Raw genomic sequence first — 24,078 nt, 5'->3', positions numbered from 1 at the left:
CATGAAACAGATTTTAGCGGCTATCTCACTGATTTTTTCCGCCAGCGGTTTTGCCGCTGTCTCGCACGGGGAATACGTGGCGCGTGCTTCGGACTGCGTAGCCTGCCATACGGTAGACGGCGGGACGGCAATGGCCGGAGGCAAAAAGTTCTCCACGCCGGTGGGGGATATTTATTCCACTAACATCACGCCGGATAAAACCAACGGTATCGGCAATTACAGCTACAAAGATTTTGAAAAAGCGGTTCGCCGGGGCATAGCCAAAGACGGCCACGCTCTCTACCCGGCGATGCCTTATCCTTCCTACGCCAAAATGACCGACGAGGATATAAAGGCGCTGTACGACTACTTTATGAAAGAAGTCACCCCGGCGGCGGCCGCCAATAAACAGAACGACATTCCGCTGCTGCTTTCCGCCCGCTGGCCGCTGCGCGTGTGGAACGGCCTGTTTGTGGATGACGTAAAGTCCGGCGGAGTAGTCGTTGAGGCAAGCGGCGATAACGCGGAGAAAATCAAACGTGGAGCCTATCTGGTGCAGGGGCCAGGCCACTGTGGCGCCTGCCACACGCCGCGCGGCTTAGCGATGCAGGAAAAAGGTTACGATGATTCCAGCCCGGAATTCCTGAGCGGGGCGATGATCGACGGCTGGTATGCTCCTTCTCTGCGCGGCATGAATATGTCCACTCAGGAAGTGAAAGACCTGCTGGGCAAGGGCAGAAGCCAGCACCATGCTATTGCCGGGCCGATGGGCGAAGTCGTTACCCAGAGTACACAATATCTGACCGATTCTGACCTGGAAGCTATTGCGCTCTATATCGCTAATTTTAAACCGCAAAAAGCGGAGGCTGCTCCGGTTAATGCCGCCGTGTTTTCTCAGCCGTCCGACGGTAAAACGTTGTATATGCGCTATTGCTCTACCTGCCACAGCCCGGACGGGAAGGGCACCGATTACAACGTCCCGTCGCTGGTGGGCAACTCTGCGGTAATGGCGAAAGATCCGTCCTCGCTGATCCGCGTGATCGCTGACGGGGCGCACACCCCGCAAACCCAGGGCACTATCCCGTTTATGATGCCGGGCTACAAAGGCCTGCTGTCGGACAAAGAGATGGCTGACGTAGTGAACTACGTGCGCGGCTCCTGGGGCAATGGCGCTCCGGCAGCTACCGAGGCTGAAGTGCAGAAGATTGTCGGCGAAGAGAAAGCTAAATAACTTCGCTAATTTATCTGTGACCGAATGGGGCCGTTATGGCCCCTTTGCTTTTGGCTGCCGGCAAATAACGTCGCCTTGCCTGTTAACGTGATTCATCAGGGCTTTCAGGCTGCATCGTATGGGCGACATGTTGCATCGCCGTGCCCCGCCAGCAGCCCCTCCACCGAAATATCTTCGTTGAGTGCGTCCCAGTGAATGCCGTGGGTGCTTAACTCGTATTCGCTACGCTGTTGATGGCTGGCATTAAGTAGCTTTGGAAACCAATCCAGCGGGATGCCGAGAGTGCGCCCATCGCTCAGTTCAACCCACATTTTTTGCTCATCAAATCTCAGGTGTTTAGCTGAAATAGCCATACCAGGCCTCTATAAATAATTTGCGATACTGTTTAACGTAATTTTCTAATTCATTTCGTTCCCTGGGGCTGAAACCAGCATTACGTGCGAGAGTAACAAAAGGAATTAACCAGAATTTGGCTTCAGCATCAGTATTCCGAACATGAATGTGTTTGGGTTCCCGTGGTGTTCCTTCATTGGAATAGAAGAAGAAAATATACCCTTTGATCCGTAGTATGACAGGCATAAAAAAGTGCTCCATGCTTTGAGTTCACATTTCATCATTTCTTTGCAGGCAATCAGATTTGTGAAATTAGAGGCTGACGGACATCCGGCCCGCTGCACAGATATGATTCTCTCTTTTAACCTCGAAAATCGGGTTGAAATAAAGTTTCCGAATGCCAGGTCGGAATATTAACTGCTGTGGATGTGAAGCAATTATCCTCCTGTAAATTACTGGATCAATCACCAGATGATGTGGGTTTGAGTAATTGCGCGATGCCTCGATAAATTATGTCGCAGCCATGGGGGTAAAATCTGGCTGCAGCTGTACCAACCGGATTCGCCTGTCGGCTGAAAATTCGTTATCATCCGCACCCACTCTCCAGCCGGGCAGCCTGATGTCTACCATAGTTGATACTTTTATTGCCCCACCGTGCCGCGAAGAGATAGAGATCCTTTATCAGGACGAGCACCTGCTGCTTATCAACAAGCCCGCAGGGCTGCTGAGTCTTTCCGGGAAAAATCCACAAAATCTCGACTCGGTGCATTATCGACTGGTGAAGCTATTCCCCGGCTGCACTTTGGTTCACCGGCTTGATTTCGGGACTTCCGGGCTGATGGTGGTTGCGCTCAATAAGGCTATTAATGCCGCGCTGTGCCAGCAGTTCAGCCAGCGTTCGGTGACTAAAGTGTACAGCGCGCTGCTCTGCGGGCATCTGAATGATGACGAAGGGGTAATAGATGCGGCGATTGCCAAAGACCCTGCGCTGTTTCCGCTGATGTCGATTTGCGCTATCAATGGCAAGCCTGCGCGTTCCCGCTATCGGGTTGTTGAGCGGTTTTCTCGAGAGTCAGGGGAGGGGACCTTATTGCCGCTGACGCGGGTACAGCTCACGCCGGAGACCGGGCGAACTCATCAGCTCCGCATTCACTGCCAGCAACTGGGCCACCCTATATTAGGCTGCGACCTGTACGGCGGTCTTTTGCAGCCCGGCACTGAGCACACGCCGCGGCTAATGCTGCACGCCAGCGAACTTCATTTTGTGCATCCCGTTAGCGGGGAAGAGATCAAAGCTCGTCACGCCAGCCCGTTCTGAAGACGGCAGCATCAAGTGCCGTCGCCAGATAATAGGCGGCGCTACGGAAATAGCCTCAGGGGAGGCTACTCGTTGCCCCACTGGTTCAGGAATTCTGCAATCTCATCGATGCGCTGCTCGTCGATACCGGCTTCAGTCGCCATCTCTTTCTGCGCTTCTTCGCTGATTTCCTCGTTGTTCATCAGGCGGGTAATCAGCAACTGGAAATAGTGCGCCAGGCGATCGCGTTCTTCCTCGCTAACCGGTTTTGCGGTTTCGGTCGAATACTCATCCGCGATGTCATAGAATTTCAGCGGTACTTCATTATTCATAAGTCGTCTCTAAGTTAATGTCCGGGGCTGCTGCTAAGTCATTGAAGGCCGGTAAAGCCCGCTTACCACATCAAATCGTCAGGCACGACAAAGTCAGCGTACGGATCGTCTTCGTCTTTTGCATCCTGGGTGAGTTCGCTGCTTAATACGATAAAGCTGGCATCACGCTGTTTGATTTTATCCGCGACAATGGCGGGAATAATTGCGTATTCGCCTTCAGGATTCTTGTCCGAAACCAGGCGAGCAATGGCCAGGCGGCCGTTGGTTAGCTGAGCCTGAGTTGTCTTATCAACGTAAACTTTTTTAATTAAGTTATTGTCCGTGAAGTTATAGCCAATATCGCCCCTCGAAATAACAATTCTGTTCATTTCAATCAGCTGTTTAATCTGAGCTTTATACTCTTTTGCGATAGCGGCCTGCTTCTGCTGCTCGCTCAGCTCTTTATCACGCTCAACCTGAGCCTGTTTATTGGCTTCAACGGCCTCTCTCGCCTCACGAGCCTGAACGCGTGATTTTTTAGCTGTTCTCTGCACCTTAGCCATCTTTTTACTGCTGACTAATCCAGCTTTAAGCATCTGCTCTTGTAGTGTGAGTTTTGTCATGATTTTCTTCAGGGCTGATTAAATAATTCCCGGGATTATACCCTTAACACCAGGATCAGTGCCAGAATGCGGGCTAATACGGTACATTTAATTGATAATGCTAATTATTTTTCTTTAAGAGCAAAGAAGAAGGAGCTGCGCTTTGGAAGGGGGATAACATGGCGTTCCCTGCAGGAATCGAACCTGCAACTAGCCCTTAGGAGGGGCTCGTTATATCCATTTAACTAAGGGAACGCAGCGGGCGTAGTATACCCGCTTTTGTCGCCAGGTTAAGGGGTTACAGTGCTGTTTGCCTGATTCCTGTACAATTTACCCGCCATACTTTGAGCCGCAACACTTTTATCTTTCCGATTCCTGCTTCCGCTTAGCCTCGGCTTTCTTCTTATTGCTCATATCGTTGCGGATCTGTGCGTGGCTAATGAGCGCGAAGATAAAGGTGCCGCCGCAGATATTGCCTGCCAGAGTCGGCAGGGCGAACGGCCAGAAGAACTCGCTCCAGTGCAGCGTGCCGTTGAACACCAGGTAGAGGATTTCTACCGAGCCAACCACGATGTGGGTTAAATCGCCCAGGGCTACCAGCCACGTCATCAACACGATGACGAAGATTTTTGCCGAGCCTGCGGCGGGGAACATCCACACCATAGTGGCGATAATCCAGCCCGAGATAATGGCATTGGCGAACATCTCGCCCGGCGGGTTTTCCATCACTTTCATGCCGATATCATCGAACGCCTGGCGGGTGGCTTCGTCAAAGATTGGCATGTATTCAAAAGCCAGCGCCGCCAGCGCGGTGCCGACGATGTTGCCGAGCAGCACAATGCCCCACAGCCGCATTAGCAGCCAGAAATTACTGGCCGTTGGGTGCTGCATTACCGGCAGCACGGCGGTAACGGTGTTTTCGGTAAACAGCTGCTGGCGCGCCATAATCACGATAATAAAGCCGAATGTGTAGCCGAGGTTTTCCAGCAAAAAGCTGCCCGGCACGCCGACCAGGTTAACGTGAAAAATGCCCTTAGCCAGAAATGAAGCGCCGATGGAAAGCCCCGCCGCTACGGCGGACCAGAACAGCGCCATGCCGTCCCGCTCCAGCTCTTTCTGCCCGTCGTGGCGAATATGCTCGTGGATAGCCATCGCGCCGGAGGGCAGGCGGTCTTCATCCAGCTCAATTTGTTTCCCGCTGGTGTTCTCTTCGCTGTCCACTTCCAGCTCGTCGGTTTTACTTAGCTTGTCGTTTGCAATCTTGTCCATTGGGCGGTTCCGCGTCAGAAAACGGTCTTTTAAGCGTAGCGGTTTTTGCCTCCTGCTCGTGATTAATGGGAAAAATCGTCCCTGCTTTGATCTGAGTAACAGGAATAACTCTAATGGAGTAGGCCGTAGCGCGGGCGCGGACTGAAGAAAATGGGGCAATATGATATGCTTGGCGCCACCTGAGACAAGGAGCGCCTCCCGATGTTAGAAGCCCGACAACTGACCTGCCAGCGTGATGAACGCACGCTGTTCAATGCGCTGTCATTTCGCGTTGAGCCGGGCGAAATGGTGCAGGTGGCGGGCCAAAACGGCGCAGGAAAAACCACGCTTCTGCGTATTCTTGCTGGTCTGGCCCAGGCCGATGAAGGGGATGTATTCTGGCAGGCACAGCCGCTGAGCCGCCAGCGGGATTTATTCCATGATGACTTGCTGTGGATTGGCCACCAGGCAGGCATCAAAACCGTTCTCACGCCGTTTGAAAACCTCACTTTTTTCCATGCCGATGTTGCCGAAGCGCAGCGCTGGCACGCTCTGGAGCAAATCGGGCTGCTCGGGTTTGAAGATTTACCCGTTAACCAACTTTCCGCCGGGCAGCAGCGCCGCGCCGCGCTCGCTCGCCTGTGGCTCTCCACGGCAAAGCTGTGGCTTCTTGATGAACCCTTTACCGCGCTGGATGCGACCGGCATCGAAAAATTAACTCAGCGCCTGCGCCAGCATGCCGATGCGGGCGGAATGGTTGTTCTTACCAGCCATCAGCCGCTCGGCTGTGCGGTTCGCCAGATCCATTTGCAGGGCAGCGTCCAATGATGCGGCGTATTTTCTGGCGCGAGCTGCGGGTAGTGTTTCGTCGCGGGGCGGAAATCGCCAACCCGCTGTGGTTCTTCCTGATTGTCATTACTTTGTTCCCGCTGGGCATTGGCCCGGAACCTCAACTGCTGGCGCGTATTGCTCCGGGCATTATCTGGGTTGCGGCGCTGCTGGCCTCGCTGATGGCAATGGACAGGTTATTCCGGGACGACTTTCAGGACGGCTCGCTGGAACAGCTGATGCTGATGCCGGTGCCTTTACCGCTGGTGGTGCTGGCGAAAGTGACCGCTCACTGGGTGGTGACAGGGCTGCCGCTGTTATTGCTTTCGCCGCTGGCCGCGCTGCTGCTGGGGCTGGACTTTTACGGCTGGCGGGTGATGGCAGCCACTTTACTGCTGGGGACGCCAACCTTGAGCTTCCTCGGCGCGCCCGGCGTGGGGTTAACGGTCGGCCTGAAGCGGGGCGGCGTGCTGCTCAGCCTGCTGGTGCTTCCGCTGACAATCCCGCTACTAATCTTTGCTACCGCCGCGATGGATGCCGCCTCGATGCATCTGCCGGTGGAGGGCTATATGGCTATTCTTGGCGCGTTACTGGCCGGGAGCGCCACGCTTAGCCCGTTTGCCACCGCAGCGGCGCTGCGGGTAAGCGTGCAATAACTTTATTCTTTGTTTTGTGAGCAAAAACTATGTGGAAAACATTACATCAGCTTGCTAAACCCGAGCGGCTGTATCACTTCTGCGGCCGGCTTCTGCCGTGGCTGGCTGCCGCCAGCGCGATACTGCTGGTGGTGGGCTGCGTCTGGGGCTTCGGTATTGCTCCCGCGGACTATCAGCAGGGGCAGAGCTACCGGATTATGTACCTGCACGTGCCGGCGGCCATGTGGTCGATGGGCATTTACGCCAGCATGGCGATTGCCGCTTTTATCGGCCTGGTGTGGCAGATAAAAACCGCCGATCTCGCGGTTATGGCAATGGCACCGGTGGGTGCGGCATTTACTTTTATCGCGCTGGTAACCGGCTCTGCCTGGGGCAAGCCGATGTGGGGAACCTGGTGGATCTGGGATGCACGGCTCACCTCCGAGCTGGTGCTGCTGTTCCTGTATGTGGGCGCGATTGCGCTTTACAGCGCCTTCGATGACCGCCGTCAGGCGGGGCGTGCCGCAGGTATCCTGGTGCTGGTGGGCGTGGTGAACTTGCCGATTATTCATTTCTCCGTGGAGTGGTGGAACACGCTGCATCAAGGCTCCACCAATATGCAGCAATCCATCGACCCTTCAATGCGCACGCCGCTGCGCTGGACTATTTTTGGCTTCCTGGCGCTGTTTATTACCCTGACGCTAATGCGCATGCGCAACCTGCTGCTGTTGCAGGAGAGCCGTCGTCCGTGGGTGTTAGCGCTTGCTAACGGCAAAGGAGCAAAATCATGACGTGGGCGTTTACTCACTGGAGCGAATTCTTCGCGATGGGCGGCTACGCCTTTTACGTCTGGCTGGCGGTGGCCTTCACGCTGCTGCCTCTGCTGGGGCTGGTTTTCCACAGCCGCTATCAGCACCGCGCCATTCTGCGGGCGGTGGCTCGCCAGCAGGCAAGAGAGCAGCGGGTCAATGCCGCACGTCAGCGTCAGGAGAGTGCATAAGTGAATCCTCGTCGTAAAAACCGGCTCTATCTGGCCGTGGCGGTGCTGGCCGGGCTGGGGCTGACAATCACCCTTGTGCTGTACGCCCTGCGCAGCAATATCGATCTGTTTTATACCCCCGGCGAAATTATCTATGGCAAAGGCGAAAGCCAGCTGATGCCGGAAACCGGGCAGCGTCTGCGAATCGGCGGCATGGTAATGCCGGGAAGCGTGAAGCGGGACAGCAAAAGCCTGAAGGTAAGCTTTAAGCTCTACGACGCGCGCGGCGTGGTGGATGTCACCTATGAAGGCATTCTGCCGGATCTGTTCCGCGAGGGGCAGGGCGTGGTAGCTCAGGGCGTAATGGAAGGCGCGACCCTAATCCATGCCAAAGAAGTGCTGGCGAAGCACGATGAAAACTACACCCCGCCGGAGGTTAAAGCGGCAATGGAGCAGAATCATCAGCAGCCGCCGGAAGTGTATAAGGACAGCGCCCCATGATGCCGGAAATCGGAAATGTTCTGCTTTGCCTGGCGCTTGGCTGGTCGCTGTTGCTGGGCGTTTACCCGCTGTGGGGCGTGGCTCGCGGCGATAAGCGGCTGATGGCCTCCGGCAGGCCGTTTAGCTGGGCGCTGTTTATCACTTTATGCGCTTCGTTCCTGATTCTGGTGAACGCTTTTGTGGTCAACGACTTCAGCGTGTTGTACGTCGCCAACAACTCCAATACCGAACTGCCGGTATGGTATCGAGTGGCGGCGACCTGGGGCGCGCACGAAGGTTCATTGATGTTGTGGGTGCTGATGATGAGCGGCTGGACATTTGCCGTTTCGCTTACGGCCCGGCGCATGCCCCAGGAGGATCATGCCCGCGTGCTGGCGGTAATGGGCATGATCAATTTTGGCTTCCTGCTGTTTATTATTTTCACCTCCAACCCGTTTATCCGCACGCTGCCGGACTACCCGCTTGAAGGGCGGGATCTTAACCCATTGCTCCAGGACATCGGGCTTATCCTGCACCCGCCGCTGCTGTATATGGGCTATGTCGGCTTCTCGGTGGCGTTTGCTTTTGCTATCGCCGCACTGCTGGGCGGCAGGCTGGATAGCGCCTGGGCGCGCTGGACCCGCCCGTGGACGCTGGCGGCCTGGGCTTTCCTGACCGTCGGCATTGTGCTCGGCTCGGCGTGGGCCTATTACGAACTGGGCTGGGGCGGCTGGTGGTTCTGGGACCCGGTAGAAAATGCCTCCTTTATGCCGTGGCTGGCGGGGACGGCGCTTATCCACTCGCTCTCCGTCACCGAAAAACGCGGCAGCTTTAAGGCCTGGACGGTGCTGCTGGCGATTAGCGCCTTCTCGCTGTGCCTGCTTGGCACGTTCCTGGTTCGTTCCGGCGTGCTGGTATCGGTGCACTCTTTTGCCTCCGATCCGGCGCGCGGCATGTTTATCCTCGCCTTCCTGGTGATAGTCATCGGCGGTTCGCTGCTGCTGTACGCGGTGAAGGGCAGCAAGGTTCGCTCCCGCGTCAGCAACGATCTCTGGTCGCGTGAATCCTTCCTGCTCGGCAACAACGTGCTGCTGATTGCCGCCATGCTGGTCGTGCTGTTGGGGACCCTGCTGCCGCTGGTACATAAGCAGCTCGGGCTGGGCAGTATTTCCATCGGCGAGCCGTTCTTCAATACCATGTTTACCGCGCTGATGGCGCCGTTTGCCCTGATGCTGGGGATTGGGCCGCTGGTTCGCTGGCGGCGCGACGAGCCGGGTAAGCTGCGTAAGCATCTGCTGCTGGCGGTGGTGATTACCCTGGCATTGTCGCTGCTGTTACCGTGGCTGATGCAGGACCGCATCGAAGCGATGACCGTTGTCGGCCTGCTGATGGCCGTCTGGGTGTTTGTGCTGGCGCTGGTGGAGGTTTATCAGCGGGCGACGCATCGCCACGGTTTGTGGGATGGGTTACGCAAAATTCCGGCCAGCCACTGGGGCATGGTCTCCGCACATCTTGGCCTGGCGGTGACCGTGGTCGGCATCGCTTTTAGCCAGAGCTACAGCGTAGAGCGCGATGTACGCATGAAGTCCGGGGACAGCATCAACATTCACCAGTATCACTTTGTGTTCCGCGAAGTGCGCGAGATAACCGGCCCTAATTATCGCGGCGGTGTTGGCGTTATCGACGTAACGCGTGAGGGTAAACCGGAAGCCACGCTGCACGCCGAGAAACGCTTCTATAACAGCAGCCGGGCGATGATGACCGAGGCCGCCATAGACGGCGGTTTTACCCGCGACCTGTACGCCGCGCTGGGGGAAGAGCTGGAGGACGGAAGCTGGGCGGTTCGCCTCTACTATAAGCCGTTCGTACGCTGGATCTGGGCCGGCGGGCTGCTGATGGCGCTTGGCGGTGTGTTCTGCCTGTTCGACCCTCGCTACCGTAGCCGTAAATTTAAGCCGGAGGCCGCAGCATGAAGCGCCGTTATCTTTATATTCCGCTGGCGCTTTTCCTGGTGCTGGCCGGGCTGCTGCTCTGGCAGCTGGCGCGTAACGCACAGGGCGAAGCGCCGACCGATCTAGAATCCGCGCTGATTGGCAAACCTGTGCCGGTGTTCCGCCTTGAATCTCTCGAGCAGCCCGGCAAAGTCTGGGGCAGTGAAGTGCTGGCGGACGGCAAGCCGCTGCTGCTTAACGTCTGGGCGACCTGGTGCCCAACCTGCCGTGCCGAGCATAAATTCCTCAACGGGCTTTCCGCCCGGGGCATCCGCGTGGTGGGCATGAATTATAAAGACGACCGTAACAAGGCCATTGGCTGGCTGCGCGATCTCGGCAATCCGTACATGCTGAGCCTGTTTGACGGCAACGGCATGCTGGGGCTGGATCTGGGCGTCTACGGCGCGCCGGAAACGTTCCTGATCGACGGCAAAGGGATCATTCGTTATCGCCACGCGGGCGATCTTAACGATCGTGTCTGGCGGGAGGAGTTGAAGCCGCTGTGGGATAAATACAGCCAGGAGGCAGGCTCATGATGCGCGCATTGCTCTTTTTCATTGCCGTGTCATTTAGCTGCCATGCGGCTGCCGCCATCGACACTTATACCTTTAAAGATGAGGCGCAGGAGCAGCAGTTCCGTCAGCTTACCGAGCAGCTGCGCTGCCCGAAATGCCAGAACAACAGTATCGCCGACTCCAACTCGATGATTGCCTCTGACATGAAGCTCAAGGTCTACGAGCTGATGCAGCAGGGCAAAAGCAGCCAGCAAATCATCGATTATATGGTTGAGCGCTACGGCCACTTTGTGACCTATGAGCCGCCTTTAACCCCGGCAACCCTCGTGCTGTGGGCGCTTCCCGCGCTGTTTGTTTTCGGCGGTATCGGGGTGATTGTGCTGCGAAGTCGCCGTCGGCAAAAGATTTCGCTTGCGGGTGACGATGAAGCTCATCCGGGCCAACAGGCCGGCGGGAAAATCTCGCTGTGGGTGTTTTTGCCCGGAGCGCTGGCGCTGGTGGCGGTAAGCGCTGGCAGTTATCTGAAAACCTCCGGGCTGGGCCAGGTCAGGGCCTGGCAGCAGGCGACCGCCGAGACGCCCGCGTTGTTAAAACGTGTTCTGGACCAGCAGGCAGCGCCCCTGACTATGGAAGAGATGGCGCGACTTGGGTTAGGATTACGCACGCGATTACAGCTCCAGCCTGATAATCTTGAGGGCTGGATGATGCTTGGGCGCATCGGCATGGTGTTAAATAACGCAACTACGGCCACACAAGCCTTTGCTCGTGCTTATAAACTTGCGCCCGCAAACGCCGAAGCAAAGCTGGGCTATGCTGAAGTATTGACCCGCTCCGCCGACGCGCAGGACAACCAGCTGGGTGGTCTCCTGCTCCGCGAAATGCTAAAAGATGACCACACGAATATTCGCGTGCTCAGCCTGCTGGCGTTCAATGCTTTTGAGCGCCAGAGCTACCGTGAAGCGGTTGGGGCGTGGCAAACAATGCTGAAAATTTTACCGGCGGGCGATCGGCGTCGCGCCGTGATTGAGCGCAGCATCGAGCAGGCGGGGGCCCAAAGCGAAACGGGCACCACTGAAAGCGCAGACAAACAATAATAGGGAGACGCTAATGAATTTCCGCCTGACAGGGCTTGCCCTGGCGACCACGGTTTTAGTGGGGTGCGCCAGCTCCGGCAGCCAGCAGCCTCAGGGGCGTTCGGACCCGCTTGAAGGGTTCAACCGTTCAATGTTCAACTTTAACTACAACGTGTTGGACCCGTATGTGCTGCGCCCGGTGGCCGTTGCATGGCGAGATTACGTGCCGGTTCCGGCGCGTAACGGCCTGAGCAACTTCACCAGCAACCTTGAAGAACCTGCGACGATGGTGAACTACTTCGTACAGGGCGACCCGTACCAGGGGATGGTGCACTTTACGCGCTTCTTCCTTAATACCCTGCTGGGGATGGGCGGCTTTATCGACGTCGCCGGTATGGCGAACCCCAAATTGCAGCGTGTTGAACCGCACCGCTTCGGCAGTACGCTCGGCCACTACGGCGCGGGCTATGGCCCTTATGTGATGCTGCCGGGTTACGGAAGCTTTACCGTGCGTGAAGACGGCGGCGACTTCGCCGATACGCTTTACCCGGTGCTCTCCTGGCTGACCTGGCCGATGTCTATCGGTAAATGGACGGTGGAAGGCATCGAAACCCGCGCCCAGTTGCTGGACTCCGACGGCCTGCTGCGCCAGTCCTCCGATCCGTACATTACGGTGCGAGAGGCTTACTTCCAGCGCCACGATTTCCTGGCGAATGGCGGACAGCTGAAGCCGGAAGCCAACCCGAACGCGGCGGCGATTCAGGACGATCTGAAAGACATCGACTCCCAGTAAACGAGGCGATGGCAAGGAGAAAGCGAGCACCGGTTGCTCGCTTTTTTATTGTCATCAGAACGACATAAATTGACACATCTTTACCCATCAGCATTTTGTGTTGGTATGTTATAAGGTAACAACCTGAAAATGCTGCACAACTCTTGTGCACCTTATCCTTTTAAGACCATGCCGCCTTCCCAGATACCTGAAGCTGAACTGCTGCCGCCTGCGCTTCCCGCGCGTTATTCGCTGGCGTCCGGGCAAGCCCGACTCCTTGCGCGGGTCGTGTTCGTGCTGGCTATTCCGCTGTTTATGATGCTTATGCTGGCGCTGACCATCAGCCTGCTGGAACCCGCCTCGCGCTGGGTTCCTCTGCTGTGCAGCAACGCCGCCGCGCTATTGTTGCTGGTTATTTCGCTGCATGCGGCCCAGCGTATTTGCCTGTGGCGCAGCGCAAAATTTTCGCCGCCGCCCGAGCCACAAACCCCGGAAGCGGAGCCGCCGCCGGGAGCCTTAGCCCGCTGGTTTACCGCCTCCGTGCCGCTGAATTTCCGCCGCATCGAAAACTTTTTCAAGGCCGAGGGGATCTGGTCCGGCTCGCTTGCCGCGCTGACGATTTATATCGCGCTGTGCGGCTGGAGCAGCAGCTACGTTCCTCTTGCGGCCGATAATAACCGCTGGATAGCCGTTGGCTGCCTGGCTGCGGCTATCTTCACCGCGCTGGTTGCCGAGCGGCACCTCAGCGCTATGGCAAAAGAAGCTTCGCCGGAGGCCGGGCAGATTGCGCCGGTACTGCGCCTTGTCATGGCGGTACAACTCCTGACGTTGCCCGCGTTTATCTGGCCGCAGCTCAACAGCTCGCTGGTGATAAACCTGCCCGCGCTGCTGGTTGGCCTGGCGGCGCTCGAGTTTATGCTGCGGGGTCTGTTTTCCCTGTTTGCACCGCCGGGGGATGGTTCCGCCGAACCAAAGCTTATTCCCAAAAGCCAGCTTGCTGCACAGCTTAGCTGGCCGCCGCGCCCGCTGCGTTTTTTGCAGCAGGAACTTCACCAGCGCTTCGGCATCGACCTGCGTCAGGTGTGGGCGTTTACCGTTTTACGGCGCGCCTTTTTCCCGATGCTGGCGCTGATGCTGCTCTGTGGCTGGCTGCTGACCGGGCTACAGCAAATCTCCGCTACCCAGCGCGGGGTCTATGAACGCTTTGGCCGGTCGGTGGCGGTGCTGGAACCGGGCCTGCACGTCGGCATGCCGTGGCCGTTTGGCCGGGTGCTGCTGACCGAAAATGGTCAGGTGCACGAGCTGGCAGCCGGGGAAGACCCTGCGACTCAGAAAGCCTCTCCGCTGGTGGACGCCGAAGGGCCGGCTCCGGCCAGCGCAGACCGCCTGTGGGATGCGACCCACAATTTCGATAAGGCGCAGATAATCGCCAGCCAGAGTGGCGACCAGCAAAGCCTGCAAATCGTTAACAGCGACGTGCGTTTTATGTGGCGCATCGGCCTGACGGATAAAGCAGCTCTGGCGGCAACCTACCGCTCGGCCAATCTTGCCGAACTGGTGCGCAGCACCGCCAATCAGGTGCTGGTGCATCAGTTTTCTTCGCTCACGCTTGACGATGTGCTGAGCGAGCGTCGTGACGATTTAGCCGCGCAGATAAATCGCGCCGTCCAGCAGCAGCTTGATAGCCTGGGCAGCGGCGTCGAAATTCTTTCCACGGTTGTTGAAGCTATTCATCCACCGGCGGGTGCGGCGGACGCGTTCCACGGCGTACAGGCCGCGCAAATTGCCGCCCAGTCGCTGATCCTCCGGGAGCAGGGCAGTGCCGCAGAAAAAGCCGCGCTTGCCGCAACCAACGCCGCCGTGCGCCAGGATACGGCGAAAATTAACGCCACGGAGGCGCTCAGCCTTGCCAGGGCGACAGCGGTGCGCTTTGCCGCCGAGAAAAATGCTTATCAGCAGGCCGGGCAGGTCTTTATCGACGAGCTGTGGTTTAAACAACTCCAGCTCACGCTTAGCGGCCGCCCGCTGCTGGTTATCGACCAGCGGATCGGCGCAGGTTCGTCGCCAACGCTCGACCTTCGTGAATTTCCTTCCCTGAATGACGCAGCCCGGCGCGATGCGCCAGTAAAACCCGCACAGGAGCCTTCCCGGTGAGCCACTCACATTCTCATGGACATCATCATTCTCACGGTAGTGGCTGCGGCCATAACCACTCTTCCGCCCCGGAAGGCGGCAAAAAAGGGATGGGGAAACGCATTGCCGCCGCCGCGTTGCTGGTGCTTATTCTGCTCACCGCTGCCAGCCTGGTGCAGGTACGCTCCGGCGAGTCACTGGTGATTACCCGCTTCGGCAAGCCGGTGCGCGTGCTGCTTGAGCCGGGGCTTGCCTGGCGCTTGCCTGCACCTTTTGAAACCGCCACGGTGGTTGATTTGCGCCTGCGTACCACCTCGAGCGGCCTGCAGGACGTAGGCACGCGAGACGGGCTGCGGATAATCGTCCAGTCTTATGCGGTTTGGGAGGTGGATAATACCCCCGAGCACGTTCAGCGCTTTATGCGTGCGGTGCAAAACCAGCCTGATGAAGCCGCTCGCCAGATCCGTACCTACCTCGGTTCGGCGCTGGAAACCACGGCCAGCGGCTTTACCCTCTCACAGCTGGTCAATACCGACGGCAAGCAGGTCCAGCTGGTGGCGTTTGAATCGCACTTGCAGCAGCAAATCAGCCAGCCGCTGCTGCAAAGCTACGGCATCCGGCTGGTGCAGATGGGGACAGAGCGCCTGACATTACCCGCGGTAACGCTGAATGCCACCGTCGACCGGATGCGCGCCGAGCGTGAAACTATTGCTATAGAAAGAACGGCGGAAGGGAAGCGCGCTGCGGCTGAGATCCGTTCTGCTGCCGATCGTGATGCGCGTATTACCGAAGCCGAGGCCTCGGTGAAGGCTGCGGATATTGAGGCTCAGGCTCAGGTACAAACGGCGGCTATTTACGGCAAGGCTTATGAAAGCGCGCCGCAGCTTTATAGCCTGCTGCGCCAGATTGACGCCCTCAGCGGCATGGTGAATGCACAAACCCGGCTGGTTCTGCGCACCGATGCGAAACCGTTCAGCCTGCTGGTTGAAGGCCCGCAGCTGGATAAAGCGGCGGACAAGAAGCCATGACGGAACGGCAAAAACTCCCGCCGAACGGGCCATGGACGCAGTCGATCCGGCTGGCGTTTATCGCGATATTTGTATTGACGTTATTCGCCGCCGCGGCATGGCTGTTTTCGAACGTGCGGGAAATTCCCCCGGGAAGCAGAGCGGTGGTGCTAAGTTTCGGTGCCGAACAGCGGGTGGCCGAGCCGGGCCTGCTGCTGGCCTGGCCTTCGCCGATTAACGACGTGGTGATGGTTCCGGGGGCCGACCGGGTGATTGAGCATCGGGTTACCGCGCTGCTGCGCTCATCGGACGCGCAAAGCCTCGATATTAACGGCGGCCCGGCCAGCGATGCGATTGCCGGTTCCGGCTTCTTGCTGACCGGAGATGCGGGCGTGGTGCAGTTGGATATCAGCGTGTTTTACCGGGTCAGAACGCCGATGGCGTATGTGCTCCAGGGGAAACACGTTCTGCCGCTGCTCGACAGGCTGGTAGAGCGCGCGGCGGTTGCCGTTTGTGCCTCACGCGATCTGGACACCATTCTGGTCGCTCGCCCGGAAATGCCCGGTAATGATATGAACGTTGCCCAACAGCGCGAACAATTGCGCAGCGACGTGCAGCATAATATTGAGCAAAATCTGCTGCGCCTTCAGCAGTCCGGTAGCGATGCAGGCATCACGCTTGAACGGGTCACGGTTCAGTCGGCGCTGCCGGTTGCCACGGTTGCCGCCTTCAATGCGGTTTTGACCGCCAGCCAGCAGGCCTCTAAAGCTATCGCCACCGCTCAGAGCGACGCCTCGCTCACCCGGCAGAAAGCCGTGCAACAGGCGGATCAGCTCCGGCAGACCGCCCAGGCTAAGGCTCAGGAAAGCGTGGCAAAAGCGCAGTCGGATACCGCGACAATTGCCCATCTGGCTAATAACCGTGACGATCCGGATTTAATGGGCAGGATTTATCGTCAGCGGATCGCTGAGATCCTGTCTAAAGCGGGATCGGTGGTCACCGTGTCGCCGCAGGATGATGCCCACCTGATCCTGCAGGGCGTTGAGCAAAAGGATAATTCCACACCATGAGCACCTCATCTGCACAGCCGGGTGGCGCGCTGACGCGCCAGGAGCAGCGGCATATTACCCGCCAGTTATTGCTGGCACTGATAGCCAGCGGGGCGCTGATCCTCGGGCTTCTTTGGCGCTGGCTGGCCCCGGAGCAGGTTGCGGTGGCCGATTTGCTGCTGGGAGCCGCATCGCTGGTGGTTGCCGTGCCGGTGCTGCGCCACGCCTGGCACAGCCTGCGTTACCCCAGCCTGCACGGCCTGACCGACCAGCTTATTGCCCTGGCTTTGCTCGGGGCGTGGGCAACCGGCGACCTGCTCACCGCCGCGCTGCTGCCGCTGATTATGATTGTCGGCCATATTCTTGAAGAGCGCAGCGTGATTGGTTCTCAGGAGGCTATAGAAGCGCTGAGCAAGCTGACCCGAAGCCGGGCGCGGCGCGTTGATGGCGAAGGCAATCTGCACGATATCGACAACCACGATTTACAGCCCGGCGACGTAGTAGAAGTCCGGGCCGGAGACCATATTCCCGCGGACGGGCTGGTGCTGGAGGGCAAAGCCAGCCTGGATACCGCGCCGATTACCGGCGAGTCGGTGCCGCAGGAGGTTGAACCGGGCAGCGAAGTGTACGGCGGGGCCATTAACTTTGACGGGCTGCTGCGCGTGCGGGTAACGCGTACCGGTGAAACCTCCACGCTCGGAAGAGTCATTGCCCTGATGCAAAGCGCCGAGCAGGCAAGCCCGCCGATTACCCGGCTGCTGGAGCGACATGCTGCCCGTTATTTACTGCTGGTTTTGATGATTGCCGCCAGCACCTGGTTTCTGACCCAGGACGCTCAGGCGATGCTGGCCGTGCTGGTCGCCGCCTGCCCGTGTGCTTTGGTGCTTTCCGCCCCGGCTTCTTCTATTGCAGGGTTAACGGTGGCCGCCCGCCACGGCATTCTAATCCGTGGCGCGGCATTCCTTGAGGAGCTGGCGGAAGTTAACGCCGTGGTGGTCGATAAGACCGGCACCCTGACCCATGGCAAACTACAGCTGGAGGCGCTGGCTCCGGCAGACGGCGTGACTCAGCAGCAGCTGAAGGCGCTTGCCGCCAGCCTGGGCGCAACCAGCAACCACCCGGTAAGCCGTGCCCTGAGCGATATCGCCCCGCGTGAAGAGTGGCTGCCGCTGGAAAACGTGCGTGAGCTTCAGGGGTTGGGCGTCTCTGCCGCAACGCCGCAGGGCGAAGCCGTGCTCGGCAGGCCAGAACTGTTGACAACGAGCGTCGCAGACTTGCCGGAAGTGCCGGAACACGATGGGCCGGTAGTTGGCCTGGCGCTGGAAGGCCGTTTCCTTGGCTGGCTGCTGCTGGCCGATAGCCTGCGCGGTGAGGCCGCAACGGCAATGGCCGAGCTGCGGGAACTTGGCCTGAACCGCCAACTGCTGCTGACCGGCGACCGTCAGTCCGTTGCCGATCGTATCGCCCGCAGCGTGGGGATAACGGATGTTATTGCCGGAGCGCTGCCTGCGGACAAGCTCAACCAGGTTAAACAGCAAATTGATAGCGGTTACCGGCCAATGGTTATCGGCGACGGCATCAACGATTCGCTGGCGCTCAAGGCAGGAGTGGTCGGTGTGGCGATGGGCGCGGGTGGGTCAGACATTGCTATGTCGTCGGCGGATATCGTGCTCATCGGCAGTGATTTACGTCGGCTCGGCACCTGCGTTCGTTTAAGCCGCCGCTGCCGCCGCACTTTGCAGGTGAACGTGTTTATCGGGCTGGGCTGGACGCTGGCTATTGTGGCGATGGCCGCTTTCGGCTGGCTCGGCGCTTCCGGCGCGGTGGTTGCTGCGCTGCTGCATAATCTCAGCACGCTGCTGGTGCTGGGCAACGCGGGAAGGTTATTGCGGTTTGAAGAGAAGTTGAGCGAGCAGAAATAAAAAAACCGCCTTCGTGATGAAGGCGGTTTGCTTTTCGGGGCGGTAACTTAGAACGCGTAGTTGAAGTTAGCGCCGTACAGCCAGGCTTTACCTTCAGATTTGAAGGTGTATGGGCCTTCTTCGATAGTCACTTTCTGGCCGTGCATGTAGGAAACACCCACATCTACGGATGCGTCTTTGTTAAACGCATAAGTCGTACCGGCGCTCAGCCACAGACGATCCTGGTCCGGAATGGAGATGGAACGCTTGTCGGCCGGAACCGGGCTGTCATCGAAGGCGATACCGGTGCGGAAGGTCCAGTTATCGTCCATGAAGTAGGTGGTGCCCAGCGCGATGCGGTAAGCATCTTTAAAGCCTTCTTCTTTATAGAACAGCGTCTGGCCGTTGTTGCCGGTCGCTTTCAGCTCCTGGAACTGGCTCCAGCTGGTGTAGGTCAGACTATAGTGGACGGCCCATTTCGGTGCCACTTTATTGTAACCAGACAGCTCCCACATTTCCGGCAGATGCAGGCTCAGAGAGCCCGGTACGGTTGCGCCGTTGGTGCCAGACGGTAGGCCAAAGTTAGACAGCAACGGGTTATAGGCCGCAGGCAGGCTGCTCTTATAGTCGCCGTCGAAGTCTACTTTTACTTCTGAGCGATAGGTGAAGCCGTAGCGGTTGTCTTTATCAATTTCATAAAGGATACCTGCGTTCCAGCCGAAGCCCCATTTATCGCCCTTCAGATGAGCAATCTGGGTATCAGCAGGAATGCTGCCGATGGCTTGACGCTGTGCCGGGGTCAGCGGTGCGGCTGGGTTACCAGCGATAAGCTGCGGCAGGTCACCTGCGTAACGCTCAATCTTCGCTTTAGCGTATACCGCGTCAAAACCGAGGCCGAAGCTCCAGTTGCTGTTCAGGCGGTAAGCGCCGCTCAGGTTCAGGTTGAGGGTGGTCAGGTCGGTCGTTCCGCCCATTGAACCTGCGGTGTAGTTGTCGTTGTATTCGGTTGCCAGGCCGTAGTTAGAGGTGACGGATGCACCCCAGCCGAACTGGTCGTTAATCGGCGCGACAAAGTGCAGGTTAGGCACCCATGCGGTCGGCGCGATGTTTTTTGCATCGGTGCTTTTGCCGGTTTTTGAGGTACCGGAGATATCTACGTCCGGGTCAACGAAGATGGCGCCAGCGGAGAGGGACGGGCGGTCAAACATCATAATTGTTGCAGGGTTGCGGCTTGCTGAACCCGCATTATCCGCCACTGCACCTTCCCCCGAATACGCTCGGCCAAGGCCAGAGGAAGAGAACTCGTTTAATTGAAAGCCGGCTGCGTAAGCCTGGGAAGAGACTATTGCCACTGCAACCGCGAGGGCTGACTTTGTAAACAGGTTTTTCTGGCTCATGACCAAAACCTCATTGATTTATTTTTATGCAAACATTGTTACGTACCGTAACAGGAGCGCGAATAGTAGGGACTGATCGGGTACAGAGAAATCAGACCAGTGGCGAGAGTATAGGTCTGACCAGAGAGGATGTTGCAAGTTTGTTTCTAAAGTTTTTCAAGTTTGATCTTAAAAACGAGATCTGGTTGGCAAAACCGCGGGGAACTTCCCCCCTTACGGGGGATGTAATTTGTTTTAGATCATTTTTAAGTGTGATTTCCGTCACTTGTAGACTTTGTGAGAATTATCAACTGGAGCAGAGACAACCGCGGGCGTAAAATAACGACAATTATTTTAACTATTCTCCATTTTAAGCTGCACTACAGAGGAAAGCGTGATGAGTAAAAATACCGCCGATGAAACCCCAGTTTGCTGCTGCATTGATGTCGGTTCCATTATCGACAACACCGATTGCATCGCTACCTACAGCCGCGTATTCGCTGACAAAAAGCAGGCAGACGAAGTGCTGGCGGCGTTAACCGCCAAAGCCCGCGAAGTGGAATCGGAAACTTGCCAGATCACCCCGCGTTATACCGAAGTGGCTGACGGCGTGCAGCTGGATATCGACTTCGTGTTCAGCTGCCAGGCTGAAACTATGATCTTCCAGCTCGGCCTGCGTTAATCCTTCCTTCTGCGCCCTCGATTTTCGAGGGCGTTCTCTTTCGTTGTGTAATAATTCGTGTCGCCTCTCCCAATTTTTTAGCCAGCCAGTTGGCTGGATGTGAATTTTTAGTTAAGACTGTGATCAGGTCAGACCACTTTTTTTGTCTGTATTCACTTTTTTTAGCAGGGGAGCGTTATGAGTCAGGCACTGCCGTTGATTACCCGCCAGGGCGATCGTATTGCCATTGTTAGCGGTTTACGTACGCCGTTTGCCCGCCAGGCCACGGCTTTTCACGGCATACCCGCCGTCGATCTCGGCAATATGGTGGTCAGCGAGTTGATGGCCCGCAGCGAAATCCCGCCGGAAGTCATTGAGCAACTGGTATTTGGCCAGGTTGTTCAGATGCCCGAAGCCCCGAACATTGCCCGTGAAATCGTCCTCGGAACGGGGATGAGCGTGCATACCGACGCCTACAGCGTTAGCCGCGCCTGCGCGACCAGCTTCCAGGCAGTGGCAAACGTGGCTGAAAGCCTGATGGCCGGAACCATTCGCGCCGGGATTGCCGGAGGCGCAGACTCCTCATCCGTGTTGCCCATCGGGGTGAGTAAAAAGCTGGGCCGTACTTTAGTGGATGCCAATAAAGCGCGTACCCTCGGCCAGCGCCTGAAACTATTTTCCAAATTACGCCCGCGTGACCTGCTCCCGGTTCCTCCGGCTGTTGCCGAGTATTCAACCGGCCTGCGGATGGGCGATACCGCCGAGCAGATGGCAAAAACCCATGGCATTACCCGCGAACAACAGGACGCGCTGGCTCACCGTTCCCACGAACGTGCCGCTCAGGCCTGGCAGGAAGGTAAGCTCTCCGAAGAGGTGATGACCGCGTTTATTCCGCCTTATCGTCAGCCGTTTGCCGAAGATAACAACGTGCGTAAAGGCTCGAGCCTTGCCGATTATGCGAAGCTGCGCCCGGCCTTTGACCGCAAGCACGGCACGGTAACCGCAGCAAACAGCACGCCGCTTACTGACGGCGCGGCGGCGGTCATCCTGATGACTGAATCCCGCGCAAAAGAGCTCGGCCTTAAACCGTTAGGCTATCTGCGCAGCTACGCATTTACCGCTATCGATGTCTGGCAGGACATGCTTCTTGGCCCTGCATGGGCTACGCCGCTGGCGCTGGAGCGCGCCGGGATCACGCTAAACGATCTCACTTTGTTTGATATGCATGAAGCTTTTGCCGCCCAGACGCTGGCTAATTTGAAAATGCTTTCCAGCGAAAACTTTGCCCGCAACGTGCTTGGGCGCGCCCACGCCACGGGCGAGGTGGACGATGCCAAATTCAACGTGCTGGGCGGGTCTATTGCCTATGGTCATCCGTTTGCTGCCACCGGGGCGCGAATGATCACTCAAACTCTGCACGAGCTGCGCCGTCGCGGCGGCGGCTTTGGCCTGGTTACGGCCTGTGCGGCGGGCGGGCTGGGGGCAGCTATGGTTCTGGAGGCCGAATAATGGAGCACAAAGGCGCATTCGATTTACACATTCGGCTGGATAACGTTGCGGTTGTCACTATCGACGTTCCCGGCGAGAAAATGAATACCCTGAAGGCCGAGTTTGGCTCTCAGGTGCACGGCATAATCAAAAAGCTGCGCGACAATCCGAGCGTGCAGGGCCTGGTGTTTATCTCCGGCAAGCCGGATAACTTTATCGCCGGGGCGGATATCAACATGATAGCCGGCTGCAAAACCGCTCAGGAAGCGCAGGAACTGGCGCGTCAGGGGCAGCAAATTATGGCGGAAATCGCCGCGCTGCCGATCCCGGTCATCGCCGCTATTCACGGAGCCTGCCTTGGCGGCGGGCTGGAGATGGCGCTGGCCTGCCATTCGCGTATCTGTACTGATTCACCGAAAACCCAGCTCGGGTTGCCGGAAGTGCAGCTCGGCCTGCTGCCGGGTTCCGGAGGTACCCAGCGTCTGCCGCGCCTGATTGGCGTCAGCAATGCGCTGGATATGATCCTGACCGGCAAACAGCTGCGCCCGCGCCAGGCGCTGAATCTGGGGCTGGTGGATGATGTGGTGCCGGAATCTATTCTGCTGGAAACCGCGGTTGAGCTGGCGCTGAAAGGGCGTAAACCTTCCCGTGAGCTGCCGGTGAAAGAGCGTATTCTTGCCGGTCCTCTCGGCCGTTCGCTGCTGTTCAGCCTCGTCAGTAAAAAGACTGAGGAAAAGACTCAGGGCAACTATCCGGCGACCAGCCGCATTATTGATGTCATCCGCATCGGGCTGGAGCAGGGGAGTAAAAGCGGCTACGAGGCGGAGGCGAAAGCTTTCGGCATACTCGCTATGTCACCGGAATCTGCCGCGCTGCGGGGCTTGTTCTTCGCCAGTACCGAATTGAAAAAAGAGTACGGCGGCGAAGCTAAACCTCGTTCGCTGAACGCCGTGGGCGTGCTGGGCGGCGGGCTGATGGGCGGCGGTATCGCCTATGTGACCGCCACTAAAGGCAAGCTGCCTGTGCGCATCAAAGACATTAACAATGAAGGCATCAACCACGCGCTGAAGTACAGCTGGGATCTGCTGGATAAAAAGGTGCGCCGCCGCCATATGAAACCCGCGGAGCGGCAGCGCGAGCTGGCTCGTATCTCCGGCGGAACTGACTACCACGGCTTCCATCAGCGCGATATCGTCGTTGAGGCGGTGTTTGAAGACCTGGCTCTGAAGCAGAAAATGGTAGCCGAAGTGGAGCAAAATGCTGCCCCGCATACCATTTTTGCCTCGAATACCTCGTCGCTGCCGATAGCGGATATTGCGGCGCAGGCCGCCCGCCCGCAGCAGGTCATCGGCCTGCATTACTTCAGCCCGGTAGATAAAATGCCGCTGGTGGAAGTTATCCCGCACGCCGGAACCAGCGCGGAAACGATTTCCACAACCGTTCAACTGGCCAAAAAACAGGGCAAAACGCCGATTGTGGTCGGCGACAGCGCCGGGTTCTACGTTAACCGAATTCTTGCTCCCTACATCAATGAAGCAATGCGCTGCCTGGTGGAAGGCGAGCCGGTGGAACGCATCGACGAGGCGCTGGTTAAGTTTGGTTTCCCGGTCGGGCCGATTCAACTGCTGGACGAAGTGGGCATTGACGTTGGGACTAAAATTATTCCGATTTTGCACCAGGCCTTCGGCGAGCGCTTTGCCGCCCCGGGCAGCGTGGATGCGATTCTTAAGGACGACCGCAAAGGAAGAAAAAATGGTCGCGGTTTCTATCTTTATCCAGCGAAAGGGCGTAAAAGCAAGAAACAGGCCGACCCCGCGATTTATAAGCTCATCGGCGTGTCGCCACATGGACGCCAGGCACCGGAGCAGATAGCCGAGCGCTGCGTGATGATGATGCTGAACGAAGCCGCCCGCTGCCTGGATGAAGGCGTAGTGCGAAGCGCAAGAGATGGCGACATCGGCGGCGTTTTCGGGATTGGTTTCCCGCCGTTCCTGGGCGGGCCGTTCAGGTATATGGACAGCCAGGGCGCGGCCGATATTGTGGCAAGATTACGGCGTCTGGCGGGGCAGTACGGGGAGCGTTTCGAACCCTGCGAAAGATTGATAATTATGGCGGAACAACACCTTAGTTTCTGGCCCGCGCTAAACCCGCAGGCGGCAACCGGGGTTGACGAAACGGCGCTCTGAAAA

The 24,078-nt window shown here is 57.8% G+C and carries 24 protein-coding genes and 1 tRNA gene; 18 read left to right on the top strand and 7 right to left on the bottom strand.

Annotated features, from left to right (window positions below):
• Window position 1: 1 nt before the first annotated feature.
• Complete coding sequence (locus tag HMPREF0201_RS14705; protein ID WP_016537526.1) at window positions 2-1,210, top strand: cytochrome c; 1,209 nt, start codon at window positions 2-4, stop codon at window positions 1,208-1,210.
• 104 nt (window positions 1,211-1,314) lie between these two features.
• Here the strand turns inward: HMPREF0201_RS14705 and HMPREF0201_RS14700 are convergent, their stop codons facing one another.
• Window positions 1,315-1,563: a DUF2442 domain-containing protein gene (locus HMPREF0201_RS14700; RefSeq protein ID WP_016537525.1), complete on the bottom strand. Its 249-nt coding sequence runs from the start codon at window positions 1,561-1,563 to the stop codon at window positions 1,315-1,317.
• Window positions 1,547-1,789: a DUF4160 domain-containing protein gene (locus HMPREF0201_RS22620; RefSeq protein WP_071704104.1), complete on the bottom strand. Its 243-nt coding sequence runs from the start codon at window positions 1,787-1,789 to the stop codon at window positions 1,547-1,549. Before HMPREF0201_RS22620 ends, HMPREF0201_RS14700 begins: the two co-directional genes overlap by 17 nt.
• A 373-nt stretch (window positions 1,790-2,162) precedes the next feature.
• Here HMPREF0201_RS22620 and HMPREF0201_RS14695 point away from each other — a divergent pair, with 373 nt between their 5' ends.
• On the top strand, window positions 2,163-2,861 hold the full coding sequence (locus tag HMPREF0201_RS14695; RefSeq protein WP_016537523.1) for an RluA family pseudouridine synthase: 699 nt from the start codon (window positions 2,163-2,165) through the stop codon (window positions 2,859-2,861).
• A gap of 65 nt (window positions 2,862-2,926) precedes the next feature.
• On the opposite strand, the gene HMPREF0201_RS14690 is transcribed toward HMPREF0201_RS14695, so the two are convergent.
• From HMPREF0201_RS14690 to HMPREF0201_RS14675, 4 genes are all read right to left on the bottom strand, one after another.
• Complete coding sequence (locus HMPREF0201_RS14690; protein WP_016537522.1) at window positions 2,927-3,172, bottom strand: YmjA family protein; 246 nt, start codon at window positions 3,170-3,172, stop codon at window positions 2,927-2,929.
• Window positions 3,173-3,234: 62 nt separating this feature from the next.
• Window positions 3,235-3,774 (bottom strand): DUF2058 domain-containing protein, encoded by a 540-nt coding sequence (locus HMPREF0201_RS14685; RefSeq protein ID WP_016537521.1) that lies wholly within the window; start codon window positions 3,772-3,774, stop codon window positions 3,235-3,237.
• Window positions 3,775-3,933: 159 nt separating this feature from the next.
• A tRNA-Arg gene (locus HMPREF0201_RS14680) sits at window positions 3,934-4,008 on the bottom strand.
• 105 nt (window positions 4,009-4,113) lie between these two features.
• A complete protein-coding gene (locus HMPREF0201_RS14675) occupies window positions 4,114-5,022 on the bottom strand; it encodes a formate/nitrite transporter family protein (protein WP_016537520.1) in 909 nt (302 codons plus the stop codon).
• A 201-nt stretch (window positions 5,023-5,223) separates the two neighbouring features.
• Between HMPREF0201_RS14675 and ccmA the strand changes: the two genes are divergently transcribed.
• The 13 genes from ccmA to HMPREF0201_RS14610 all read left to right on the top strand — a co-directional run bounded on the left by ccmA (window position 5,224) and on the right by HMPREF0201_RS14610 (window position 18,385).
• Window positions 5,224-5,829 (top strand): cytochrome c biogenesis heme-transporting ATPase CcmA, encoded by a 606-nt coding sequence (gene ccmA, locus HMPREF0201_RS14670; RefSeq protein WP_016537519.1) that lies wholly within the window; start codon window positions 5,224-5,226, stop codon window positions 5,827-5,829.
• Complete coding sequence (gene ccmB / locus HMPREF0201_RS14665) at window positions 5,826-6,485, top strand: heme exporter protein CcmB (RefSeq protein WP_016537518.1); 660 nt, start codon at window positions 5,826-5,828, stop codon at window positions 6,483-6,485. Before ccmA ends, ccmB begins: the two co-directional genes overlap by 4 nt.
• A gap of 29 nt (window positions 6,486-6,514) precedes the next feature.
• Window positions 6,515-7,255 (top strand): heme ABC transporter permease, encoded by a 741-nt coding sequence (locus HMPREF0201_RS14660; RefSeq protein WP_016537517.1) that lies wholly within the window; start codon window positions 6,515-6,517, stop codon window positions 7,253-7,255.
• Window positions 7,252-7,464 carry a heme exporter protein CcmD gene (gene ccmD, locus HMPREF0201_RS14655; RefSeq protein WP_016537516.1) on the top strand — a complete coding sequence of 71 codons (213 nt, stop codon included), beginning with the start codon at window positions 7,252-7,254 and terminating at the stop codon, window positions 7,462-7,464. The genes HMPREF0201_RS14660 and ccmD overlap by 4 nt, the downstream gene beginning before the upstream one ends.
• Window positions 7,465-7,944 carry a cytochrome c maturation protein CcmE gene (gene ccmE, locus HMPREF0201_RS14650; protein ID WP_016537515.1) on the top strand — a complete coding sequence of 160 codons (480 nt, stop codon included), beginning with the start codon at window positions 7,465-7,467 and terminating at the stop codon, window positions 7,942-7,944.
• On the top strand, window positions 7,941-9,896 hold the full coding sequence (locus HMPREF0201_RS14645; protein WP_016537514.1) for a heme lyase CcmF/NrfE family subunit: 1,956 nt from the start codon (window positions 7,941-7,943) through the stop codon (window positions 9,894-9,896). The genes ccmE and HMPREF0201_RS14645 overlap by 4 nt, the downstream gene beginning before the upstream one ends.
• Complete coding sequence (locus tag HMPREF0201_RS14640; RefSeq protein WP_016537513.1) at window positions 9,893-10,450, top strand: DsbE family thiol:disulfide interchange protein; 558 nt, start codon at window positions 9,893-9,895, stop codon at window positions 10,448-10,450. The genes HMPREF0201_RS14645 and HMPREF0201_RS14640 overlap by 4 nt, the downstream gene beginning before the upstream one ends.
• Window positions 10,450-11,523 carry a cytochrome c-type biogenesis protein CcmH gene (locus HMPREF0201_RS14635; RefSeq protein ID WP_039899379.1) on the top strand — a complete coding sequence of 358 codons (1,074 nt, stop codon included), beginning with the start codon at window positions 10,450-10,452 and terminating at the stop codon, window positions 11,521-11,523. The genes HMPREF0201_RS14640 and HMPREF0201_RS14635 overlap by 1 nt, the downstream gene beginning before the upstream one ends.
• A gap of 13 nt (window positions 11,524-11,536) precedes the next feature.
• Window positions 11,537-12,295, top strand: a complete 759-nt coding sequence (mlaA, locus tag HMPREF0201_RS14630) for a phospholipid-binding lipoprotein MlaA (protein ID WP_016537511.1) — start codon at window positions 11,537-11,539, stop codon at window positions 12,293-12,295.
• Between the two features lie 129 nt (window positions 12,296-12,424).
• The gene (gene hflK, locus HMPREF0201_RS14625; protein ID WP_244878515.1) at window positions 12,425-14,428 is read left to right on the top strand and encodes a protease modulator HflK; all 2,004 of its coding nucleotides are present in this window, start codon (window positions 12,425-12,427) and stop codon (window positions 14,426-14,428) included.
• Window positions 14,425-15,435 (top strand): protease modulator HflC, encoded by a 1,011-nt coding sequence (gene hflC, locus HMPREF0201_RS14620; RefSeq protein WP_039898519.1) that lies wholly within the window; start codon window positions 14,425-14,427, stop codon window positions 15,433-15,435. Before hflK (HMPREF0201_RS14625) ends, hflC begins: the two co-directional genes overlap by 4 nt.
• Window positions 15,432-16,484 carry a protease modulator HflK gene (gene hflK / locus HMPREF0201_RS14615; protein WP_016537508.1) on the top strand — a complete coding sequence of 351 codons (1,053 nt, stop codon included), beginning with the start codon at window positions 15,432-15,434 and terminating at the stop codon, window positions 16,482-16,484. Before hflC ends, hflK (HMPREF0201_RS14615) begins: the two co-directional genes overlap by 4 nt.
• A complete protein-coding gene (locus tag HMPREF0201_RS14610) occupies window positions 16,481-18,385 on the top strand; it encodes a heavy metal translocating P-type ATPase (protein WP_016537507.1) in 1,905 nt (634 codons plus the stop codon). Before hflK (HMPREF0201_RS14615) ends, HMPREF0201_RS14610 begins: the two co-directional genes overlap by 4 nt.
• Window positions 18,386-18,432: 47 nt before the next feature.
• Here the strand turns inward: HMPREF0201_RS14610 and fadL are convergent, their stop codons facing one another.
• Entirely contained in the window at window positions 18,433-19,761 is a 1,329-nt protein-coding gene (fadL, locus tag HMPREF0201_RS14605; RefSeq protein ID WP_016537506.1) for a long-chain fatty acid transporter FadL, read from the bottom strand.
• A gap of 376 nt (window positions 19,762-20,137) precedes the next feature.
• Between fadL and HMPREF0201_RS14600 the strand changes: the two genes are divergently transcribed.
• The 3 genes from HMPREF0201_RS14600 to fadJ all read left to right on the top strand — a co-directional run bounded on the left by HMPREF0201_RS14600 (window position 20,138) and on the right by fadJ (window position 24,075).
• Window positions 20,138-20,422 carry a YfcZ/YiiS family protein gene (locus tag HMPREF0201_RS14600; protein WP_016537505.1) on the top strand — a complete coding sequence of 95 codons (285 nt, stop codon included), beginning with the start codon at window positions 20,138-20,140 and terminating at the stop codon, window positions 20,420-20,422.
• A gap of 177 nt (window positions 20,423-20,599) precedes the next feature.
• Window positions 20,600-21,910 carry an acetyl-CoA C-acyltransferase FadI gene (fadI, locus tag HMPREF0201_RS14595; RefSeq protein ID WP_016537504.1) on the top strand — a complete coding sequence of 437 codons (1,311 nt, stop codon included), beginning with the start codon at window positions 20,600-20,602 and terminating at the stop codon, window positions 21,908-21,910.
• Window positions 21,910-24,075: a fatty acid oxidation complex subunit alpha FadJ gene (fadJ, locus tag HMPREF0201_RS14590; RefSeq protein ID WP_016537503.1), complete on the top strand. Its 2,166-nt coding sequence runs from the start codon at window positions 21,910-21,912 to the stop codon at window positions 24,073-24,075. The genes fadI and fadJ overlap by 1 nt, the downstream gene beginning before the upstream one ends.
• Window positions 24,076-24,078 lie beyond the last annotated feature (3 nt).

The organism is Cedecea davisae DSM 4568 (genome assembly GCF_000412335.2).
Lineage (GTDB): Bacteria > Pseudomonadota > Gammaproteobacteria > Enterobacterales > Enterobacteriaceae > Cedecea > Cedecea davisae.
Note: the sequence above shows the minus strand (reverse complement) of the source record. Positions and strands in the feature narration are given on the sequence as shown.

What these genes read in the sequence shown, in the direction of transcription:
- ccmB (WP_016537518.1), top strand. Translation starts at nt 5,826, where the DNA reads ATGATGCGGCGTATTTTCTGGCGCGAGCTGCGGGTAGTGTTTCGTCGC.
- HMPREF0201_RS14695 (WP_016537523.1), top strand. Translation starts at nt 2,163, where the DNA reads ATGTCTACCATAGTTGATACTTTTATTGCCCCACCGTGCCGCGAAGAG.
- fadL (WP_016537506.1), bottom strand. Translation starts at nt 19,761, where the DNA reads ATGAGCCAGAAAAACCTGTTTACAAAGTCAGCCCTCGCGGTTGCAGTG.
- HMPREF0201_RS14610 (WP_016537507.1), top strand. Translation starts at nt 16,481, where the DNA reads ATGAGCACCTCATCTGCACAGCCGGGTGGCGCGCTGACGCGCCAGGAG.
- hflK (WP_244878515.1), top strand. Translation starts at nt 12,425, where the DNA reads ATGCTGCACAACTCTTGTGCACCTTATCCTTTTAAGACCATGCCGCCT.
- HMPREF0201_RS14635 (WP_039899379.1), top strand. Translation starts at nt 10,450, where the DNA reads ATGCGCGCATTGCTCTTTTTCATTGCCGTGTCATTTAGCTGCCATGCG.
- fadI (WP_016537504.1), top strand. Translation starts at nt 20,600, where the DNA reads ATGAGTCAGGCACTGCCGTTGATTACCCGCCAGGGCGATCGTATTGCC.
- ccmD (WP_016537516.1), top strand. Translation starts at nt 7,252, where the DNA reads ATGACGTGGGCGTTTACTCACTGGAGCGAATTCTTCGCGATGGGCGGC.
- fadJ (WP_016537503.1), top strand. Translation starts at nt 21,910, where the DNA reads ATGGAGCACAAAGGCGCATTCGATTTACACATTCGGCTGGATAACGTT.
- HMPREF0201_RS14645 (WP_016537514.1), top strand. Translation starts at nt 7,941, where the DNA reads ATGATGCCGGAAATCGGAAATGTTCTGCTTTGCCTGGCGCTTGGCTGG.
- HMPREF0201_RS14675 (WP_016537520.1), bottom strand. Translation starts at nt 5,022, where the DNA reads ATGGACAAGATTGCAAACGACAAGCTAAGTAAAACCGACGAGCTGGAA.
- HMPREF0201_RS14660 (WP_016537517.1), top strand. Translation starts at nt 6,515, where the DNA reads ATGTGGAAAACATTACATCAGCTTGCTAAACCCGAGCGGCTGTATCAC.
- HMPREF0201_RS22620 (WP_071704104.1), bottom strand. Translation starts at nt 1,789, where the DNA reads ATGCCTGTCATACTACGGATCAAAGGGTATATTTTCTTCTTCTATTCC.
- HMPREF0201_RS14685 (WP_016537521.1), bottom strand. Translation starts at nt 3,774, where the DNA reads ATGACAAAACTCACACTACAAGAGCAGATGCTTAAAGCTGGATTAGTC.
- HMPREF0201_RS14700 (WP_016537525.1), bottom strand. Translation starts at nt 1,563, where the DNA reads ATGGCTATTTCAGCTAAACACCTGAGATTTGATGAGCAAAAAATGTGG.
- ccmA (WP_016537519.1), top strand. Translation starts at nt 5,224, where the DNA reads ATGTTAGAAGCCCGACAACTGACCTGCCAGCGTGATGAACGCACGCTG.
- HMPREF0201_RS14600 (WP_016537505.1), top strand. Translation starts at nt 20,138, where the DNA reads ATGAGTAAAAATACCGCCGATGAAACCCCAGTTTGCTGCTGCATTGAT.
- HMPREF0201_RS14690 (WP_016537522.1), bottom strand. Translation starts at nt 3,172, where the DNA reads ATGAATAATGAAGTACCGCTGAAATTCTATGACATCGCGGATGAGTAT.
- hflK (WP_016537508.1), top strand. Translation starts at nt 15,432, where the DNA reads ATGACGGAACGGCAAAAACTCCCGCCGAACGGGCCATGGACGCAGTCG.
- mlaA (WP_016537511.1), top strand. Translation starts at nt 11,537, where the DNA reads ATGAATTTCCGCCTGACAGGGCTTGCCCTGGCGACCACGGTTTTAGTG.
- HMPREF0201_RS14640 (WP_016537513.1), top strand. Translation starts at nt 9,893, where the DNA reads ATGAAGCGCCGTTATCTTTATATTCCGCTGGCGCTTTTCCTGGTGCTG.
- HMPREF0201_RS14705 (WP_016537526.1), top strand. Translation starts at nt 2, where the DNA reads ATGAAACAGATTTTAGCGGCTATCTCACTGATTTTTTCCGCCAGCGGT.